This window comes from Acinetobacter sp. ANC 4654 (genome assembly GCF_002135425.1).
Classification (GTDB): domain Bacteria; phylum Pseudomonadota; class Gammaproteobacteria; order Pseudomonadales; family Moraxellaceae; genus Acinetobacter; species Acinetobacter kyonggiensis.
Genome location: NZ_NEGL01000004.1, coordinates 71,299 through 91,888 on the forward strand (window position 1 = coordinate 71,299; position 20,590 = coordinate 91,888).

The 20,590-nt window shown below is 40.2% G+C and carries 13 protein-coding genes and 2 pseudogenes; 5 read left to right on the forward strand and 10 right to left on the reverse strand.

Going from position 1 to position 20,590, the window contains the following annotated elements; translation table 11 throughout:
* Nucleotides 1-2: 2 nt before the first annotated feature.
* A complete protein-coding gene (locus B9T24_RS08045) occupies nt 3-344 on the reverse strand; it encodes a GlpM family protein (protein WP_086165299.1) in 342 nt (113 codons plus the stop codon).
* A gap of 57 nt (nt 345-401) precedes the next feature.
* Nucleotides 402-758, reverse strand: coding sequence for a DUF1304 domain-containing protein (locus B9T24_RS08050; protein ID WP_086165300.1), 357 nt, complete (start codon nt 756-758; stop codon nt 402-404).
* A gap of 242 nt (nt 759-1,000) precedes the next feature.
* On the opposite strand from B9T24_RS08050, the gene uvrA reads away from it, so the two are divergent.
* Complete coding sequence (gene uvrA, locus B9T24_RS08055) at nt 1,001-3,832, forward strand: excinuclease ABC subunit UvrA (protein ID WP_086165301.1); 2,832 nt, start codon at nt 1,001-1,003, stop codon at nt 3,830-3,832.
* 147 nt (nt 3,833-3,979) lie between these two features.
* Entirely contained in the window at nt 3,980-4,825 is an 846-nt protein-coding gene (locus tag B9T24_RS08060; protein ID WP_086165302.1) for a hypothetical protein, read from the forward strand.
* Between the two features lie 107 nt (nt 4,826-4,932).
* On the opposite strand, the pseudogene B9T24_RS17335 reads toward B9T24_RS08060, so the two are convergent.
* Together B9T24_RS17335 and B9T24_RS08065 are read right to left on the reverse strand one after the other, a co-directional pair.
* Nucleotides 4,933-5,055: pseudogene (locus tag B9T24_RS17335) on the reverse strand (P-loop NTPase fold protein); the annotation flags it as partial.
* Nucleotides 5,056-5,076: 21 nt separating this feature from the next.
* Nucleotides 5,077-5,824 (reverse strand): annotated as a pseudogene (locus tag B9T24_RS08065) (IS5 family transposase).
* A 186-nt stretch (nt 5,825-6,010) separates the two neighbouring features.
* Here B9T24_RS08065 and B9T24_RS08070 point away from each other — a divergent pair.
* On the forward strand, nt 6,011-6,826 hold the full coding sequence (locus B9T24_RS08070; RefSeq protein WP_171264872.1) for a toxin-antitoxin system YwqK family antitoxin: 816 nt from the start codon (nt 6,011-6,013) through the stop codon (nt 6,824-6,826).
* Nucleotides 6,827-6,879: 53 nt separating this feature from the next.
* On the opposite strand, the gene B9T24_RS08075 is transcribed toward B9T24_RS08070, so the two are convergent.
* On the reverse strand, nt 6,880-8,583 hold the full coding sequence (locus B9T24_RS08075) for a GGDEF domain-containing protein (RefSeq protein WP_086165304.1): 1,704 nt from the start codon (nt 8,581-8,583) through the stop codon (nt 6,880-6,882).
* Nucleotides 8,584-8,765: 182 nt separating this feature from the next.
* Nucleotides 8,766-9,620 carry a class D beta-lactamase gene (blaOXA, locus tag B9T24_RS08080; RefSeq protein ID WP_143223740.1) on the reverse strand — a complete coding sequence of 285 codons (855 nt, stop codon included), beginning with the start codon at nt 9,618-9,620 and terminating at the stop codon, nt 8,766-8,768.
* Between the two features lie 1,085 nt (nt 9,621-10,705).
* Between blaOXA and omp33-36 the strand changes: the two genes are divergently transcribed.
* On the forward strand, nt 10,706-11,587 hold the full coding sequence (omp33-36, locus tag B9T24_RS08085; RefSeq protein ID WP_086165305.1) for a porin Omp33-36: 882 nt from the start codon (nt 10,706-10,708) through the stop codon (nt 11,585-11,587).
* A 64-nt stretch (nt 11,588-11,651) separates the two neighbouring features.
* Here omp33-36 and B9T24_RS08090 read toward each other — a convergent pair whose 3' ends face one another.
* The 4 genes from B9T24_RS08090 to B9T24_RS08105 form a co-directional block, all read right to left on the reverse strand.
* On the reverse strand, nt 11,652-13,625 hold the full coding sequence (locus B9T24_RS08090; protein ID WP_086165306.1) for a BCCT family transporter: 1,974 nt from the start codon (nt 13,623-13,625) through the stop codon (nt 11,652-11,654).
* A 173-nt stretch (nt 13,626-13,798) separates the two neighbouring features.
* Nucleotides 13,799-14,491, reverse strand: coding sequence for an ion channel (locus B9T24_RS08095; RefSeq protein ID WP_086165307.1), 693 nt, complete (start codon nt 14,489-14,491; stop codon nt 13,799-13,801).
* A 328-nt stretch (nt 14,492-14,819) separates the two neighbouring features.
* Nucleotides 14,820-16,535: a cation acetate symporter gene (locus B9T24_RS08100; RefSeq protein WP_086165308.1), complete on the reverse strand. Its 1,716-nt coding sequence runs from the start codon at nt 16,533-16,535 to the stop codon at nt 14,820-14,822.
* 1 nt (nt 16,536) lies between these two features.
* Entirely contained in the window at nt 16,537-16,869 is a 333-nt protein-coding gene (locus B9T24_RS08105) for a DUF485 domain-containing protein (RefSeq protein ID WP_086165309.1), read from the reverse strand.
* 184 nt (nt 16,870-17,053) lie between these two features.
* On the opposite strand from B9T24_RS08105, the gene B9T24_RS08110 reads away from it, so the two are divergent.
* Nucleotides 17,054-20,551, forward strand: a complete 3,498-nt coding sequence (locus tag B9T24_RS08110; protein WP_086165310.1) for a PAS domain-containing hybrid sensor histidine kinase/response regulator — start codon at nt 17,054-17,056, stop codon at nt 20,549-20,551.
* The last annotated feature ends 39 nt before the right edge of the window (nt 20,552-20,590 follow it).

Genomic DNA, 20,590 nt, shown 5'->3' on the forward strand with positions numbered 1-20,590 from the left:
TTTTACTGCTGAAACATCTGCCATCCATAAATCAATCCTGCCGCAGCCACAATCCAGCACACTGTAGCGATCCCTAGACATGACCACATCGACATTTTTGTTGCCAGCACATAGACCATCAACAAATAAATGGCATAGGGAATCAGAGACCACAAACCGAATAATGCGGTTTTGCGTAAAGCTTCTGCTCCCTGCTGCTGTGACACAATCACATGCGCAATTAAGGCAAACGTTGGAAAAAGTGGGACCAGACCTGCAATATAAAATGCCTTACTTTTAGAAAATATCGAAATCACCAGTACCGCAGCGGCACCTAACATACATTTCAAAAACAAAGACAACATATTCACAAATCCAACAGCAAAAATTTTAAGCCACTGAGTTTATGCCAATCACGCTACCTAGAACACATTGAGCACAATTAAAGCAATCAATGCTGGCATCGCCTGAATATAAAGAATCTTTTTACTTGCCGTCATTGCACCATAAAGACCCGCCACCAAAACACAGCCTAAAAAGAAGTTGGCGAGTTGAATAGCGAAGGGTGCAGATGCAAAGAGTGACCAAATCAGTCCTGCGGCTAAGAAGCCATTATATAACCCCTGATTTTGCGCTAAAACTTTGGTGAGTTTTGCCTTTTCAGCATTGTTACCAAAGACTTTCATGCCTAAAGGTTTATCCCACAAAAACATTTCTAAAATTAAAAAATAAACATGTAAAATTGCAATAACAGCAATCAAAACCTGAGCAATGAGCATAAAATTTCCTTTTTATTCTTCAGACAATATGTTGCATTCTAACGATGAATCTATCGAAACACTAAATTTCACCCTTTAAATTTCTGACTTACAGGTATAAAAAAACACCATGACCACGCGTTTATTTTAAATCCTGAACTGATCCGACACAAAATGACGTTTAAATTCTTTTTAATACAGCTTGAACATTTTTCATGCGCTATCATATATAACTTTCAATTTATCCATTCCCGAGATGTTTTATGAGCCAAAGTCACATCCGTATTCGAGGCGCACGTACCCATAACTTAAAAAATGTGTCACTCGATATTCCACGCGACAAATTCGTGGTGATTACGGGACTCTCAGGCTCAGGCAAATCCTCCCTTGCCTTTGATACTTTATATGCCGAAGGTCAACGTCGTTATGTCGAATCACTGTCTGCCTATGCACGCCAATTCCTGTCTCAAATGGAAAAACCCGAAGTTGATTCGATTGAGGGCTTAAGTCCCGCGATTGCCATCGAGCAAAAATCAACCAGCCACAATCCACGTTCAACCGTGGGAACCATCACCGAAATTTACGACTATTTACGTCTGCTCTATGCCCGTGTTGGTACACCGTACTGCCCTGAACATGATTTACCCATGGTTGCCCAGACCATTTCAGAAATGGTCGATGCGGTCAAAAACCTAGAAGAAGGTACAGCACTGATGTTGCTTGCCCCTGTGGTACGTGATCGTAAAGGTGAATACAGCAACCTATTTGAGCAACTGCAAAATCAAGGTTTTGTCCGTGCACGTGTCGATGGTGAAGTGATGGATATTGATCCACCACCCGAACTGGATAAAAAGAAAAAACATACCATTGAAGTGGTGGTCGATCGCTTTAAAGTGCGTGATGATTTAGGCAACCGTATTGCAGAAAGTTTCGAGACTGCGCTACGTTTGGGTGGTGATATTGCCATTTTGTCATGGATGAATGCCGAACATCCAGATCGCGTGTTCTCTGCAAAGCACTCTTGCCCAGAATGTGAACGTGCAGTGGGAGAACTCGAACCGCGTCTATTTTCGTTCAACAATCCATTTGGTGCCTGTCCTGTCTGTGATGGTTTAGGTACACGTAGCCATTTTAGTGCCGACAAACTAATTCCAAACAATGACGTTTCGATTAGCCAAGGTGCGATTCGTGGCTGGGACAGACAACGTCCGTATTACTACAGCATGATCGAAAAAGTCGCAGCACATTTTGGTTTTTCATTAGATACACCTTGGAATGAACTGGATGCCGAAACCAAAAAGAAATTTCTTTATGGTACGGGCAAAGACAAAGTCGACCTCAGTTATATTGATGAACGTGGTCGCTCACATAAACGTGTACAACCTTTTGAAGGTATTTTGCCGCACCTTGAGCGTCGTTACCGTGAAACAGAATCGAACTATGTCCGTGAAGATTTAGCACAATACTTGTCAAATGCAGCCTGTGATGCCTGTGATGGTTCGCGTCTGAATGAAATATCACGTAATGTTAAAATCTTAGACAAGACCATTGCCCAAATTACCAAAATGTCGATTGGTGATGCTGCACAGTATTATCAAACAGTACATCTTGAAGGGGCTAAAGGCGAAATTGGCGACAAAATTTTTAAAGAAATTCGTGAGCGTTTACACTTTCTGGTGTCTGTCGGTTTGAATTATTTAAGTCTGTCCCGTTCTGCCGAAACCTTGTCAGGCGGTGAAGCACAGCGTATTCGTTTGGCTTCGCAAATTGGTGCAGGCTTAATGGGTGTGATGTATGTGTTGGATGAACCGTCTATTGGCTTACATCAGCGTGACAATGACCGTTTACTTGAAACCTTGGTGCGCTTACGTGACTTAGGCAACACCGTATTGGTGGTTGAGCATGATGAAGATGCCATTCGTGCAGCCGATCATATTATTGATATTGGGCCGGGTGCAGGTGTTCATGGTGGGCATATTATTGCCGAAGGCACCTATGAAGAAATTTTGGCCAACCCGAATTCACTGACAGGACAATATCTGTCAGGTAAGTTAAAAATTGCAGTGCCCAAAGTTCGTACCCAACCGCCAAAACCTGAAGAACAAATTAAACTAATGGGTGCATGTGGTCATAACCTACAACAGGTCGATTTGACCATTCCTTTAGGCATTATGACCTGTGTCACGGGGGTTTCAGGTTCGGGTAAATCAACCCTGATTAACCGTACCCTGTTACCACTTGCAGCGACTCAGCTGAATGGTGCAACCACGCTCACGGCTGAAAAATTTGATTCAATTGATGGCTTACAATTCCTTGATAAAGTCGTCGATATTGACCAAAGCCCGATTGGACGTACCCCGCGTTCAAACCCTGCAACCTATACTGGTTTATTTACCCCAATTCGTGAACTGTTTGCGCAAACGCCTGAAGCGAAAGCCCGTGGTTATGCTGCGGGTCGTTTCTCGTTTAACGTGAAAGGTGGTCGTTGTGAAGCCTGCGAAGGCGACGGTATGATTAAAGTGGCGATGCATTTCTTACCCGACATGTATGTGCCTTGCGATAACTGTCATGGCGACCGTTATAACCGTGAAACTTTAGAAGTCGGCTATAAAGGCAAAAACATTTCGGATGTTTTGGGCATGACCGTTGAAGATGCCATGCATTTCTTTGATGCCATTCCTGTGATTCACCGCCGTTTAGAAACGCTACATCAAGTTGGCTTGGGTTATATCCGTTTAGGTCAATCTGCGACCACGCTTTCAGGTGGTGAAGCGCAACGGGTGAAATTGGCACGTGAACTGGCGAAGCGGGATACGGGTAAAACCATTTATATCTTAGATGAGCCGACCACAGGTTTGCATTTCCACGATATTGCCAAGCTGTTAGATATTTTGCATGAGCTACGCAATAAGGGTAATACCATTGTGGTGATTGAGCATAATCTGGACGTGATTAAAACTGCCGACTGGGTGATTGATTTAGGGCCTGAAGGCGGTGCTGGTGGCGGTATGATTATTGCCGAAGGTACACCAGAGGAAGTTGCTCAAAGTGAAGTCTCACATACCGCTAAGTTCTTGAAAGTATTGTTAAAATAACCTAGCCATGGGAAACCAACTGTTTAAATTGGTTTCCCATAGGTCCTCGACCTTCAGCCCCCTCAGATTTTATTAAAATTATTGGTGGAGGCTCTAGGAGTTGCCTGAAAAAAACTTTACAGTAAACTTAGCATAAGGAATAAAAAAATGACAACATTAATTTGCTGGGCAGGTGCCGATTCTCGCAATATAGCTTCTTTATATATTGCTTCTGATAGTCGCCTCACATGGGGTACACCTGAAATTTCGTATGACTGTGGGCAAAAACTATTTTTTAGTCAAAAACATCTTCATGCTTTTGGCTTTAGTGGTGATGTTACTTGTGCATCCCAACTTTTGCATTCTTTAGTCTTTCAAATAGATAACGATTACCTTAAAGAGAATATATCAAATAAAGACAATGTTGAAAAAATTCAACAACATTTACAAAAATGCTTTCTTAATTATCCAGTTCAATGGAAAAATGAAATTAAAAAATCTTTGAATATTTTGCATATTAGCCGAATAAACAGCGGAATACGTGTAACTGATATTGATTTTTATGTAAATATTTTTAAATTTTCTTCTGATGATAGATGTATTGTAGATATTAAAAACATATCTCCAAAATCACAACTTTTACATGCAAGTGGTACAGGGAGTATTGCCTTCTCTGATTTAAACTCCCAATGGAGTAAATTCGATCCAGAAAACATGAGGACTTCTAGAAGTTTTTTCAGTGCATTTTGTTCATCACTAAATGAAAAAAGGGATCCTTTTTCTGGAGGATCACCTCAATTACTTGGCTTATACCGACAAGGTCCAATTCAAAATTTTGGAATAATTTGGAATAATAGAAAATATTTGGGAGGAGTAGAAGTAGAAAATTTTGATAATCTAGAATGGCGTAATGAAACATTTGAAAGATGTGATCCTAAAACAAAAGCAGTATTAAATAATGCACAAAAACAACCTAATTTATTAGCTATCAAAAAAACTAAAGAACAATATTAGGTATCATTTTTAATTAAAACTTAATCACATTTTGTTTATTTCAAAGTTAGAACGATTAAAATCTCCAACGCAATAAATAAATATAGGCATATTTACAATGAAAACATCTTTTTATAGATTCGTTTTCCTGATAATTTTTGTAAATCTAAAAACATTTTCCAAAAATAAGTCTTTCCTATACCCCATGAACCTGTAATCGCTATTGCTGTGCCTACATCTTCATGTTTAATATTACTCTCTAGGGCGTGTCATCAATTAAGCCAAATTATTGTTGAAGCAAGATAGATTGCTGACAGGAATTTTTGAGCCAACTTGTCATAGCGTGTGGCAATACCTCGATACTGCTTGAGCTTGGCGAAGAAATTCTCGATCAGATGCCTTGCCTTATAAAGATGTTGGTCATAATCACGCTGTTCAATCGCGTTACTTTTGGCTGGCATCACAACTTGACCATTGTTCTTACGGATCGGATCAATCACCCGATCCTTGGAATTATAGGCTTTATCCATGAGCCAAGTCTGGCTTAACGATAAGTCCAGCAGCACATCAGCACCGTTTAAGTCATGGGCCTGCCCAGCAGTGAGATAAAATCCAGTTGGATTGCCTAAAGCATCAGTACGGGCATGAATTTTGGTACTTAAGCCACCTTTACTGCGTCCGATTGCCTGCTCTTTTTTTTCCAGCACTGTGTTGATGAGCGCGCACAATGGTGGAGTCTAGCATGGCATATTCATTGTCACTGTCATGTGACAGCACTTCAAAAACTCTCTGCCACACGCCTGCTTTAGCCCAGCGGCTAAAGCGAGTATGCACGACTCTAAAATCACCAAAGCGTTCTGGTAAGTCTCGCCACGGGATACCTGAGCGGTAACGATATAGTACTGCTTCAACAAATAGACGGTTGTCTTTGGCAGTTACTCCAACAGTACTCGTGCGTCCGGGTAACAGATCTTTAATCTGTTCCCATTGATCATCTCTTAATGCATAGCGTTTAGTCATGAAAGAATAATGAGGACAGGTTAGATTTTATCAACCTAATTGATGACACACCCTAATAATTCTTGAAGTCGTTTTCTTTTTTCTTGAATATTCATATCATATCGATTCAGAAAGTCATGATGACAGCTATCAAAACAAATGCTGTCCAAATTTTCAATAAATTACTTTTCAAGAAAACTCAAAACAATGAATAAAATACTTTTAACAATAATGATTAGCTTATGTTCACTTCACACCTTTGCCGATGGCTACATCAATGAAAATGGTATGATCTTTATTTCATCCTCAGATCCAGATGAAAGTCCATGGAAAGACCATCCTAAATGTATTCCAGTCCTACAAAATGGCGAATCCCCTAAAACATGGTATGTGCAATATACCTATCTAGATAACACCCCACTCACCTCAACATACCTCACCACACAAAAACCTTCGACCCAGCCCGTTGAATGCGAACATCAGATTCATTTTCCAGACCACATGCAAGGTACTGGAATTTTCGAAAGCTTTTATCCCAATGGAAAACCACGTAGCCTTATTGAATATACAGACGGTATCTATAACGGCAAAATCAACTTCTGGTTCGCCAATGGCTTAAAAGAACAAGAATCCAATGTCAGCAATGGCATATCTCATGGTGAATACCGTATCTGGCATCCTAACGGGCAATTGGCACTTTCAATGGGCTATAAAGAGGGCATGCAAAACGGTATGAAACAACGTTGGTATGAAAATGGTGAACCGTGGAGTTACGCACGTTTTGAAAATGACAAAATAGTGGGTGAACTCAAACAATGGTACAGAAATGGAAAACTAGAACGCTTGGGCGCATACAGAGATGGCGTGCGTCATGGCACATATAAATCTTGGTATGACAATGGTCAACCCGAAGTAGTTTTAAATTACCAAGCTGGAAAAATTATAGATGCCCAATGTTGGACAGCATCAAATCAAGCCATCGCTACAAAGAACTGCATTGCTCAATTTAGTGCTGAAGACTAATTGAATAGACTCATCTCACATGTAATCTATGCATCAACATAAGGGTGAATCACTCACCCATCCACTGCATTCTTGCCACGTGCCTTGGCCTTAAACAAAGACTTGTCTGCTTTTTCTAATAATGCCATCCAAGATACTGCACCGACTGCAACCCCTGCACTGACAGAAATTTGAATATTTTGATTTATTTCAGCAATATACAATTCAGAGTCAGCAATTTCATTCAGCATTTTATTTGCAATGACCAAAGCATCATGAAAATGAACCTGCTCGATTAACACTAAAAATTCATCACCACCATAACGGACAATTAAATCCGAAGTACGCACATTAAATTGTAATTTTTCTGCCACCAAACGAATCACTTCATCCCCAATAATATGCCCAAAGGTATCATTAACCTGTTTAAAATCATCAATATCGAAAATAATTAAACCGATTTGAGTGAATTTTTCAGGCTTTCTTTCTACATATTTAATATATTCGTCCAAAGCTAAACGATTCGACACCCCCGTCAAAGTATCGGTATTGGCAATATTTCTGAGCTGAAATTCTAAAGCATCACGTTGTTGCAACACACCTTTCAACTTTTGAATGGCATCCAATAAAGTCACTGGATTGGCAGAGGAATTTTTATAATCACTATCGGTCACTTTATACTGTGCCAACTGAAGAATTGAATTTCTGGCATCAATTAAAGGCTTAAACACGCCATTTCTGGCATAAATCATGGTGAAAAATGCGGTGACCAAGCAAATCAACGCGACCAGTAAAGTTAAAATAAAGATATGATAGGATTCTTGTTTTTCTTTTTGTGCAATATGTACACTGTAATCCAAAATATAGCTTTGTAAATTGACCACCGTAACAAATTTGTCCACCATCACTTCTGTTAATTGCGTGCCTGTTAAGGCGTAAGGTTGATTATGCAAACTTTCATCGATCAAACCAGCAACCGTTGGAATGGCCTGATCTAAAAATTGTGTTTTTACTTGCCGATGCAAAGCTAAATATTCGGGTGTTTTATCCTGTTCAGGCTGAATCGTATTGACCAAAGCCCACAAATAATTGACCTGATGTTGAGTCTGCAAAGAACGCGCTAAATTATCCTCAGGGATTTTTTCTTTAAAAGTCACAGGTGCAATTACATTCGATACCATTCGCCCTGCCTGATCACGTAAATCCGACAAAATTAAAATCAGCGTGTAATACTCAGAAACAGCTGTTCCTTTGCCCTCAGATTGCACCAACTCATTTTTTAAAATTTCGTAGCAACTGTCCCAAACCTTAAACATGTACTGAATGGCATCATCAAACTGTTCTGAATTACGTTGCGATAGAGGTAAAGCAGCGTAAGCATCTACCGCTTGACGACCCTGTTGTAAGCTCTTTTTTAAGTTGTTCAATAAAATGCTGTCCTGAACCGAAAAGCTTTTTGTCTTTAAAATGTGTAGGGTTTGTTCAATTTGTAAATCAACTTCTTGTCGATATTCATGTAATTCTTTTAAGTTCGCTGCTAATTCATCAGCACGACTCGACATCACCTTATTGGCAGGTGCTCTTTCACGTGAAATTTTATTGGCTAAATCCGCCACAGCACGAAGCGCAGAAATTTCTGATAATGCTCGATCTGCTTTCTGATAGGTCTTATAGCTACTCACAATTAACGGAACAGAAAGCAGAAGCAGAGAGAAGATAATCAGGATCATCGACCAGAAAAGTTGTTGACTAATACGCTCCGAACGTAATTTATACATGGATTCAATCTGCCCCGTACAAAACCAACTGGTCAATCATAATGGTGATGATTTTCATAATAGACTCACATATATTACATGATATAAATATCAATAATTTGTTTTATCAGTCACTTATGCTATTTTCAATAAAATCATCGCTATACAGAATTTTAAAATTTTGATTATGAATAAACCCACTTTTAGTGTAAATAAAAGAATAATCCTAACTTATCCAACACATCCAAAGTAAGCTGCTTACGTTCGCCCACATCATCACCATCATGCATTTCCAAATTTAAAACAAAAGCAGTGATCTGTCCATTGGGTTGTTCAACCCACCCTGTGTACCATCCCACTTGGGGCTTTACATCCATTCCCCAACCACTTTTTGCATATAGTTTTGTATCACCACGACGCTCAATATAAAGCATTTCTTTGACCTGTTTTTGTACTTTCACATCAAAAGGCAATTGCTCTGTTGCCAACTGATAGACAAATTTTGCTTCTTGTTCTGGGGTTACTTTTAAAGGGCCAACCAGCCAAAAGTTATCCACCTGTTGACCAATTTTTTGATTGCCAAAACCAAGTCGAGAAACTTCTTTCTGCATCAACTCTAACCCAATACGTCTAGCCAGCTCTTGATACACGGGAACGGCTGAAAGCTGCATGGCTTGCGCCAAATTCATGTCTTTTTCCCACGCAGAAAATGAACGCTTCTCACCCTTCCATTTAAACACTTCTGAAGTATTCACTTTATGATGCTGAAGACCAATCAAAGCATTTAATATTTTAAAAGTTGAAGCTGGAATATAGGCATTCTTAGCACGGGCTAAACTATTACCATAATAACCAAACTGCTGACCGTCATAAGTCATAAAAACGGCTGATGTGTTTGCAGAATTGAACAATGCCTTAATCTCTTCTGGGCGTTCAGATGGTGCCTTTGAAACCATTTTTTGCACGGATTGATCAGACATCTGTGCCATGTTCATGTGGCAAGCACTTAATTGCGTTAACAGCAATAAACAGCCGAAGTAAAATAACCCCTGTTGCATCTAAAAAGTCTCGATAGAATAAATAGATATTTTTATCAAATCTAACAACAAAACGTTGTATCAATTACGCACATACGAATTATTTTTATGACAGTGATCAGGGAATATTTACACATGCCATAATTTAGTGCATAATGCACCTTATTAGGGCAAATCTAAGTCATCCCTCAGCAGGATTTTTGATTTCCCGAGATTTTTGGCTAAAAAAACCCAGTTTTCTTTGAAATCTGGGTTTTTTTATGCTTTAAAATGACTCAACAATTCTAAAATATGATAAATAAGCACTAAATTAGCGCATAAATATTTCAGGATTCATCTTTTTTATCTATATGAGGTCTAAGACTGAATGATTGATTTATGAATTCAAAAATAGAGCTGGAGTAATTACACGACTTTATGAATTATTTTTAGATTTAAATGCTGTCTTGCTGACAAATAAAGAAAGTGTAAGAGAATTTTTTTGATAAAAAAAAAGCCCAACCTTGGGGAAAGCTGGGCATATAAAACAAAAACTTTCTCTGTGGAGAATCAGATCATGTTCACATTATTTCAATGTAGTATGACCTGATAGGTGAATTATGTAAAAAATAACCAAATAAGTAAAGCCTATTAAAGCGGTTGGTTTTTTAAATTCAGCACAAAATAAAACAATAGTGTGAACTATTTCACAAAATACATATTAATATGCTTGTTTTTTAAGCAATTAAATGGCTATTTTTAGCCCAGTTTTCTGAATATGGTCTACATTCTATTCAAAATATGACAAATCATTCACGCTATAGCAGCGCATATTAATTGTTTTTTACTATTAATAATAAATATTTAATCTAATTTAACATTGTTAAAAATCATCTGCATTTCATCCATTTTCCATCAGCTCAACTGTATTAATGCCCATATTCTTTTGTTCTGAAAAAGGTTTTTTAGCGTTGACATGCCATATTTCAATTGCACACTTTTAAATCAATTACACTATTTAGAGTAAAAACTCAATAAAACAATATTGTTTTAGTTCATTGACTTAATGTTTTGTTACAATACAATGGCTGCTGTTTAATCCATTTTTAACAGAACTGGTAATTATTATGAAAAAACTTGGTTTAGCCACTGCTTTATTATTAGCCATGACCGGTGCTCAAGCGTATCAATTTGAAGTTCAAGGTCAATCTGAGTTCATCGACAACACTGTAAATGACAAGAATTTTACGGGTGCTGTGCAAGGAACTTACTATTTCAAAAATGTTGACGCGTCAAAAGGTCCATTGGCTGAAGCAGCATTCTTAAACCAAGCTTCTAACGCATCTTTAGCTTACAACTATGGCGAATACGACGTTAATGCTGACAAGGCTGACTTCGTATCTCATACTATCGGTGCTAAAGCTGAAGCTTATATTCCAACTAAAGTTGTTCCTGTATACGCTAGCGCGTCTTATAGCAACACTATTACTGACAACAAAGATAACAAAGCTGATGACCATGGCGACCGCTATGCAGTTGAAGTTGGTGCTGTCGTTGTGCCTAACTTCTTGGTTGCTGTAGGTTACACTAGCGCACCGAACCAAACTTCGTATGATGCTTTCAACATCCTGTCTAACGGTGTTGAGAAAGCTGCTTTAGAATCGAAAACGATTGCCCGTGACCAAGACGCAGTTACTGCACGTACTAAATACGTGGGTGCGATTGACGGTACGAATATGGCCATTGGTTTCGAAACCAACGTATTATTTGCTGAATACAAAACTTACGGTTTCAAAACTGACTTATTTGTAAACCCTAAATTAAGCGTTGGCGCATCTTATGCTGAATCAAGCATCAGTGATTCTCCAAACAAAGCTTGGGGTGCAAACGTAAATTACTTCATTACTCCAGCAGTCGCTGTTGGCGCAAACTATGTTAGCGCTAATGCTGAAAAAGGTTCAGTACGTGATACTGAAACTGTTGGCGTAAATGCTAAATTCCGCTTCTAATTCATTTTAGAAACTGAATTAAAAAAAGGACTCCATGTGAGTCCTTTTTTTAATTTCTAGCTTTTTATTCAGCGGTTCTGACTAAACTTAAGAAATGTAAATGGCGTTCATATTGGTCAATAATATCTTGCAACAGATCCTCCAACGTCCAATCCATCACATCATAGTTTTGACCGCCTTCTCTTAAAAAGACTTCTGCTTGATAGTACTTCACTTCATTTAGCGTGGCTTCTGCCATAAAACTGGGTGGCACCGTTTCTTGCGCAACCACTTGGTAAACGAAATTAATTTCATTGTGATGATCAACTCTGAGCTCCATTCCACCCCCCTCAATGCTTTGAATTAAAACCTCAAGCTGACGACGCTGAAACTCCTGTTGTACACTTTTAAATGCATTTAACACCTTAGAGTCAATATAGTGCTGAATCTCCTGTTCACTATGCGGATAGTGCATAATCAAACCTAAACGTTGTTGCCAGCTTCGCGGATTCTGAATCGCTCGAGGTGTAATGCGTGCCTGTTGCAAGGCATTCATTTTGGTCACCTCTAAATGCAAGGCTTTTAATAGTCCCCAGCAAATCAACAACAGAATAAAAGTAAAGGGTAAGGCACTCATCATGGTCGCAGACTGTAACGCACTTAAACCACCGACCAACAATAAAACGATGGCCAAAACAGCCATCAGTACAGTCCAAAATAGCCTTTGCCATATTGGAGAGTTTTCAGACTTGGCGGTTAAATAGTCGGTAACCAAAGCACCTGAATCTGCCGATGTGACAAAAAACAGCACCACCAAAAAGGTCGCCAATACACTCATCACGGCAGAGAAAGGCAAACTGTGTAGAAACTCAAATAATGCAACCGATGAATCTTGCTGAACAGCCAAGACCAGCGCATGATTTGCTTCATGTAAAATGCTATATAACGCAGCATTGCCCATGAAACCCATCCAAATTAGGGTAAATCCAGTCGGAATAAGCAATACACCAACAATAAATTCACGAATACTGCGACCTTTAGAAACACGGGCAATAAACATCCCAACAAAGGGTGACCATGAAATCCACCATGCCCAATACATAATCGTCCAACCGCCAATCCAGCCATTGGGTTGATAGGCATATAAATTAAAGGTCATCGCAAATAAATTGGAGATGTATTGTCCGGCATTTTGAATGGTGGTTTGCAGTAAATAAATAGATGAACTGGTGAAAAATACAAACAGCAGTAAAATCAGTGCAAGGATTAAATTCAGCTCAGAAAGCCGTTTAATACCTTTATCCAATCCTAAAAATACCGACATGGATGCCATCGCACTCACCACCACAATCAAGATCACTTGTATTGTCGCAGACTGTTCAATGCCAAACAGGTAATGCAGCCCTGCATTGATTTGAGTGACACCAAACCCCAATGTGGTTGCAACACCAAAAACTGTACCAATTGTTGCAAAGGTATCCACCGCATCCCCGAGAGGGCCATAAATCTTTTTTCCAATAATGGGATATAAAGATGAACGAATTTTGAGTGGAAGATTGTGTCGATAAGCAAAATAAGCCAGTGATAATCCAACCACCGTATAAATCGCCCAAGCATGTAAACCCCAATGAAAGAAAGTCACACGCATCGCTTGTTGTGCAGATTGAATGGTTTCTGCTTCACCTGTGGGTGGAGAAACATAGTGCATGACGGGTTCTGCGACACCAAAAAACATCAGCCCGATTCCCATACCCGCGGTAAACAGCATGGCAAACCATGAAGCATTACTATACGCAGGTTGACTATGGTCAGGGCCCAATTTAATTTTACCCATATCTGACAATGCAATATAAATGAGTAAAATCAGAAAAATGGCAACAGATAAAACATAGAACCAACTAAAGGAATCGGTCACCCACTGATTTAATTGTTGAGTGATAAGCTCAAATGAATTGGGTGCTAAAACTACCATTGCAAGGAAAATAACAATAATAGCGACGGTACTTAAAAAGACATTTGGATTGACATTAGCAAACCATGATGCATTTTTGGAAGGCATAAATCCCCCATTTTATATTTTAATTAACGTGACAGACCTAAAGGTCAAACAGAGCATTCATCGAAGATGAATAAAAGACGAGTTCAATCGCAATAAATAAAAACTCAAAAGCATCATAAATTAATGATCAAAACAAAGCAGTTACATTCCTGTAACACTCTCATGCTCGTTTTTTATTTATGTTCTTGATCATTTTTAGGTAAATGGGCGATGTATTGCAGGGAAATGAGACGTGAAACAATCAGTGCTAAGTACATCACACCACAGAACATTTGTAGCATGGCTAACACCCGTGCTGGCGCACTCAGCGGCATTAAATCTGATAATCCAGTCGCTGATTGCAAACTAAAACTGAGAAACAATAAATTAAGCCACGTCTGCATACCGCTCATATTGGGATTTTGAAAACTATCAGGGACTAAAATCTGGCAGATACTATATAAAAATGCAAACCCCCAAGCCAGCAAGGTAAATACTGCACCCGCAGCAAACATTTCATCTCTGGTTAAATAGCGGTCTTCAAACATGTAACGTAATAAACCATAGGCTGCACTAAAATAAGCTGCGGCTTCAAAACCATGGGCAATCACTTGAACCATTCGATGATCGAAGCCCAATAACATCAATAAAGAAAAAAGTACCGCCCCACTCACGAAACTGAGTCCTAAAATGGTAAACATCGGGGTTTGGCGAATCACTTTAGCGATCACCAGTAAAACCAAGACGCCCAAAACCCAAGTCAAAGTTCGATAGGTCATGCTGTAATTGACTGTGATAGATAAGATTAAAATAATGAATTGCAATAAAATGAGCCAAGCAGAGGGCAATAAGCGAAAAACTTTCCAAACGTCAATAAGCACCTGCATTTACCACTCCAAGATATTTCTATTTTTGTTTATTTCAGTGTTTTCTTTTTTGAATCTGATTAACTTAGCATGAATTGGGCACAAAATACGACTGACCTTTGCCACAATAAAAGTTACAAATAGATTTTGAGCCTAAAAGTAGCAATACAAAATGAACGGATAACCGAATTCAAACTGTCGGTGTAAAAGCCATGATCCGATGCAAAAATAAAGTTTAAATTGAATTTATATGCGTCTACTGAATCAGTAGATAATTTGCATAAATCAAAAAATGCAGTGCATAAAAAAAGTCCCCTAAGGGACTTCTTTATTGCTTGTATTTTAAGTCTTAGTGATCCGATGCACCAGAGATGCCAATACCTGTTTGAGAGCGTACATACTGCGCATCAAATGCTTTACGTTCTGCTTCTGCACGTGCTGAACTATCAGTCACAGAGAACAACCAGCAGCAGAAGAATGACAATGGCATTGCGAAAATTGCAGGACCATTAAATGGATTCACTGCTTTATCAGAAATACCCAGTGTATCTACCCAAACTGCTTTCGCTAGAATAATCAACGTTACCGCTGTCACTAAACCAACAACACCACCAATAACGGCACCACGTGTGGTTAAACCTTTCCAGAACATTGAAAGTACAAGGACTGGGAAGTTCGCACAAGCAGCTACTGAGAATGCCAAACCAACCATGAAGGCAACGTTTTGTTTTTCGAACAAAATACCCAAAATCATGGCAAAAATTGCTAAACCTAAAGTTGCAATTTTAGACATACGAAGTTCAGATTCAGGCGTCGTTTGACCTTTCTTGAATACGTTTGCATACAAGTCATGTGAAATTGCTGATGCACCTGACAATGTCAAACCAGCAACTACTGCAAGAATCGTTGCAAATGCCACTGCTGAAATGAAGCCCATGAACAAGTCACCGCCAACAGCATCACTTAAGTGAACTGCGGCCATGTTGTTACCACCAACAAGCTCTAACTTGCCAGTAACCGCCATTTTAGCAACATCAATAAACTGTGGGTTGTTTGATACGTAAAGGATCGCACCGAAACCAATGATGAATGTTAAAAGGTAGAAGTAACCAATGAAACCTGTTGCAACAACCACTGATTTACGTGCTTCTTTGGCATCTTTTACTGTAAAGAAACGCATTAAAATGTGTGGCAGACCTGCTGTACCGAACATTAACGCCAGACCCAATGAAATCGCGTCAATTGGATTTGCAGCCAATTTACCCGGTCCCATGATATTTCCAGCTTCCGTTAGACCAATGTCATGCACTTTACTGAAGATTTGAATCGATTGTTCAAACATATTGGTAAAGCTAAAACCAACACCTTTCATAACCATAAAGGCCATGAACGTTGCGCCAGATAAAAGCATAACTGCTTTAATGATCTGTACCCAAGTCGTTGCCAACATACCACCGAAGATCACGTAAGCCATCATCAGTAAGCCAACGATCACTACAGCAATGTTGTAGTTTAGACCGAAGAGTAATTTGATCAACTGACCAGCACCCACCATCTGAGCAATCAGATAGAACGCAACGACAACCAATGAACTGATTGCTGCTAGAGTACGGACCGGTTTTTCTTCCAAACGGAAAGACACAACGTCAGATAAGTTATATTTACCTAAGTTACGTAAACGCTCTGCAACCAAGAACAATACAATTGGCCAACCCACCATGAAACCAAGTGAATACAGTAGACCATCAAAACCTGAGCTAAATACCAGCGCTGAAATACCAAGGAATGACGCTGCCGACATATAGTCACCGGCAATGGCCAAACCATTTTGGAAACCTGAAATACCGCCACCAGCAGTATAGAAGTCCTGCGTACTTGTGGTTTGTTTTGCTGCCCATTTGGTAATCACCAAAGTAAACGCAACAAAAATAACAAACATAATAATGGCATGCCAGTTAGTCGCTTGCTGTTGAGCCTCGCCTAAATCTGGGCTTGCCATTGCCATACCTGACATAAGCAGTGTTGACGCTGCAAGTGCTTGAGCTTTCAATGAATTCCATTTCATCTTAATGCTGTCCTTTTTCATTGGCAATTGCTTTTACTTCTCGCATTGCATCTTCTGTCAATGGATCAAGGGTCTTATTCGCAATATAGGAATACACACCACAAAGTATAAATGATAATACGATGATGCTTAAACCAAGTGGCATACCAATCGTCGTCACGCCACCAGTGAAAGAAGTCATTAAAAATTCTTTGTTATAACCTACGAGCAGCATAAAACCGACGTATACAAACAACATAATTGCAGTAAGTGTCCAACTCAGACGACTTTTTCTTGCAACCATTTCCTTAAACTTTGGATTCTGTAGAATTTGCTCTACCTGTCTCTCATCCATAACCTATACTCCTGTTTGCACCCAATCATAAGTGCTATTTTTAATTCGAATTATTACGTTGTATAACTTAACAATCTTGTTGGGTTGTTGTAATTAATACTTTGGTCGTTAAATTTTAACCAATTGCACTGGTCAGATTATCAGATAGAGTATCATGACGTCATAGTTTCAGACTGTAGGCAATATGAATAGCTGGCTCATCATCGGGGTTCTCGCCCTCTATATCGCATTACTTTTTATCTGTGCATTTTTTGGGGAAAAGCACGCGAGTCGATTAAGCACCCGTGGCCGCATGTTACTCTTTAGTCTAACTCTAGGCGTGTATTGTTCATCTTGGACCTTTTATGGTGCGACAGGTGCTGCTGTTCGTGAAGGTATTATCTTTCTACCCATTTATCTTGGACCACTGATTTTTGTTGGGGTCGGTTATGATATTTGGCGACGTTTAGGTCGAGTTCGTCAGCACCATGCCATTTCCTCGATTGCCGATTTTGTTGCTGCACGTTATGGCAAAAGTGGACCATTGGCATCTTTGGTGACGATTCTTGCCGTCATTGCCATTATTCCCTATTTGGCTTTACAGCTCAGAGCCATTGCCTTAAGTGCTGCCGTAATTTTACAACAGGATACGAACATAGAAAGCACCACCAATGGGGTACTTTTTCTGACAGGTATTTTAGCCATTCTGGCGATGATGTTTGGTACACGGCAAATTGCCAATACCGAACAACATGGCGGCTTAATGCTGGCTGTGGCTTTTGAATCTTTTGTGAAATTATTTGCTTTATTGTGTGTTGCCTTATTTTTTGTTTTTGAAGCACCCGATAATCTGGGACAAATTTCCAGTGATGTAGCCGATACCTTTAAGCAAGTTCAGCTTTTTGGTGTGCCAGATACCTTTTGGGTACAGACTATGCTGGCTGCACTGGCGATTATTTGTTTACCACGCCAGTTCCATGTCGCTGTGGTTGAATTACGCGATGAAAAACATATTCGCGGGGCACGTCGTTGGTTTGCCGTTTATCTGATTCTCACAACCATTGCCATTATCCCGATTGCCAGTTGGGCCTTGCATGCTGCACCGCACTTTTTAGCGATTCCCGATGTCGCTGTTCTTTCCTTGCCGCTGAGTTATAACCAAGACTGGTTAACCCTATTGGCTTTTTTAGGTGGTTTTTCTGCCTCTACAGGTATGCTGTTAGTGTCTTCGGTCGCCTTGTCGATTATGCTCAGCAATGACCTGATTATGCCGGCATTATGGCGTACAGGCCTACTTTCACGCCATGACAAACGTCTGCCGTTGGTACTGAAATTTACCCGTCGCGTCTGTATTTTAGCCGTCATGCTCTTGGGTTTTTTGTTCTTCCATTTCTTTAATGACATTGACCAACTCTCCGTTTTCGGATTGCTGGCCTTTAGTGCAGTGGCCCAATTCTCCCCTGCTCTGATCGGTGGACTATATTGGCGAGGTGGCAGTAAACAAGGGGTATATGCTGGGCTGCTGACTGGCTTTTTCATGTGGTCATACACTTTACTGTTACCTACAATACTGCGCAGCTTACCTGCTGAATATAGCCAATTCACCCATCAGTTCCTCAACCTCGGGCCTTTAGCAATTAACTGGTTACGTCCAGAAGCCTTACTGGGTTTTCAGTCTTTTGCCCCTTTGACTCATGGTGTAGTCTGGTCTTTGGGTCTCAACATTCTGCTGTATGTTTGGGTCTCGCGAATCTTTCGTCCCAGTATTGCTGAACAAATTCAAGCGGAAAGCTTTTTCTATTACGAAACCAAGCCCTTACCAACGCATACCAGTTCAACAGATATGAGCTATCTGAATCATGACGTTGCCCGTCTAAAAGTAGGGGACTTAATGGCCTTGGCCAAACGGATTACTGGTGAAGGGCCAGCCACACAAGCCTTTCAACAATTCTGTGCGCAAAATAATGTCATCTTGAATGAAAATAGCAGTGCCAATGGCATGTGGTGGCGCTTCACAGAACAATATCTGGCAGGAACCATTGGTTCAGCTTCCGCACGAACACTACTCACCACAGCCATGGTCAATAATGGTTTAGCCTTGGGGCAGGTCGCGAATATTTTAGACCAAGCCTCGCAATGGCAGCGTTTTAACCAAAATCTGATTATGACCATGATTGACCACATGACCCAAGGGGTGAGTGTGGTGGATGAAAATATGTGCTTGGTGGCATGGAACAATCAATACCTGATACTTTTTGATTATCCAAAGGACATTGTCTATGTCGGTTGCCCAATTGCCGATTTAATTCGCTATAACGCAGAACGTGGCGAATGTGGTCCCGGTTCAGTGGAAGAACATGTGCGGAAAAGGATTCATTGGATGGCAATGGGAAGTGCACATGAATTTGAACGCATTCGTAAAGATGGTCGGGTCATTCAAATGCGTGGCAACCCGATTGAAGGCGGTGGTTTCGTTACGACTTTTGCCGATATTACCGCTTTCCGTGAAAATGAAGCGGTACTTGAAGGACGTGTACAGGATCGTACTCAACAGCTTGCCAATGCCCTTTCCGAGCAACAATTGGCACGAGAACAAGCTGACCGCGCCAATATGTCAAAAAGTCGCTTTATTGCAGCAGCCAGCCATGACTTACTACAACCAATGCATGCTGCGCGGTTGTTTAGCACAGCATTAGAGCAAAGTGTACAGTCGGATGAAGACCGTAAGACTCTGCAACAGCTTGACCGTGCCTTACATGGGGCTGAAAGCATGTTATCAGCCTTGTTAGATATTGCCCGTTTAGAAGGCGGCACCATTCAACCCAAGCGTCAACCTTATCCACTACATGACTTACTCAGTGATTTAGAACTGCAATTTAAGTCCATTGCAGCACAGCGTAACATTCAATTTAGCGTCCATGATGCCCAATTCTGGATTGATACCGATCCCCAATGGATTCGCCGTATTATTCAAAATTTTGTCAGTAACGCCTTACGTTATACCGCCAAAGGTCGGGTCATTGTCGGAGTTCTGCGTTCTGCGGAAAAACCACAGCATATTCGCATAGGGGTATGGGATACGGGTCCGGGAATTGCTGAAGAACAACGCATTAAGCTGTTCCAAGAGTTTGAGCGTTGTGGGCACACTTCACCTTGGGGTGAACAAGGTCTTGGACTGGGCTTAGCCATTGTGCAACGTATGACCAGCCTACTGGACTACCCTGTACATGTCTATTCTGAATATGGCAAAGGCTCTTGTTTCATGATTGAAGTGCCAATTGTAGAAGCACCTCAAGTGGTTGCCATACCAACACAGGCCATTCCATTGAAAAGCAAGGCCTATAAAATTTTATGCTTAGATAATGATGAAACCATTTTAGAAGGCATGTCTACCCTACTGACAAAATGGGGCTATCAAGTCTTTAAAGCCACTGAACCTGAGCAAGCGTTAATTCTGATTCAGCAAGAGAATATTCAAGTCTGGTTGGTCGATCAACATTTGAATAACCATAAAATTGGTTTAGATTTCATTGTGGAAAATCGTCAAGAACAAGTTCCTGTCGCGCTCATTACGGCAGATTCTGATCCTGAACTTCCGCAACATTTGAAAGAACTCAATATTGTCTTGCTAAAAAAACCGTTAAAACCTGCATCCCTGCGTTCATGGCTGTCTGGCTTAAAAATTTCCAGTTCTGAATCCTAAACTGCAAAATCAAACGTCCATTTCAACTTGATGAAATGG

Coding starts and splice junctions, on each gene's coding strand:
- B9T24_RS08045 (WP_086165299.1), bottom strand. CDS start 344: ATGTTGTCTTTGTTTTTGAAATGTATGTTAGGTGCCGCTGCGGTACTG.
- B9T24_RS08050 (WP_086165300.1), bottom strand. CDS start 758: ATGCTCATTGCTCAGGTTTTGATTGCTGTTATTGCAATTTTACATGTT.
- uvrA (WP_086165301.1), top strand. CDS start 1,001: ATGAGCCAAAGTCACATCCGTATTCGAGGCGCACGTACCCATAACTTA.
- B9T24_RS08060 (WP_086165302.1), top strand. CDS start 3,980: ATGACAACATTAATTTGCTGGGCAGGTGCCGATTCTCGCAATATAGCT.
- B9T24_RS08070 (WP_171264872.1), top strand. CDS start 6,011: ATGAATAAAATACTTTTAACAATAATGATTAGCTTATGTTCACTTCAC.
- B9T24_RS08075 (WP_086165304.1), bottom strand. CDS start 8,583: ATGTATAAATTACGTTCGGAGCGTATTAGTCAACAACTTTTCTGGTCG.
- blaOXA (WP_143223740.1), bottom strand. CDS start 9,620: ATGCAACAGGGGTTATTTTACTTCGGCTGTTTATTGCTGTTAACGCAA.
- omp33-36 (WP_086165305.1), top strand. CDS start 10,706: ATGAAAAAACTTGGTTTAGCCACTGCTTTATTATTAGCCATGACCGGT.
- B9T24_RS08090 (WP_086165306.1), bottom strand. CDS start 13,625: ATGCCTTCCAAAAATGCATCATGGTTTGCTAATGTCAATCCAAATGTC.
- B9T24_RS08095 (WP_086165307.1), bottom strand. CDS start 14,491: ATGCAGGTGCTTATTGACGTTTGGAAAGTTTTTCGCTTATTGCCCTCT.
- B9T24_RS08100 (WP_086165308.1), bottom strand. CDS start 16,535: ATGAAATGGAATTCATTGAAAGCTCAAGCACTTGCAGCGTCAACACTG.
- B9T24_RS08105 (WP_086165309.1), bottom strand. CDS start 16,869: ATGGATGAGAGACAGGTAGAGCAAATTCTACAGAATCCAAAGTTTAAG.
- B9T24_RS08110 (WP_086165310.1), top strand. CDS start 17,054: ATGAATAGCTGGCTCATCATCGGGGTTCTCGCCCTCTATATCGCATTA.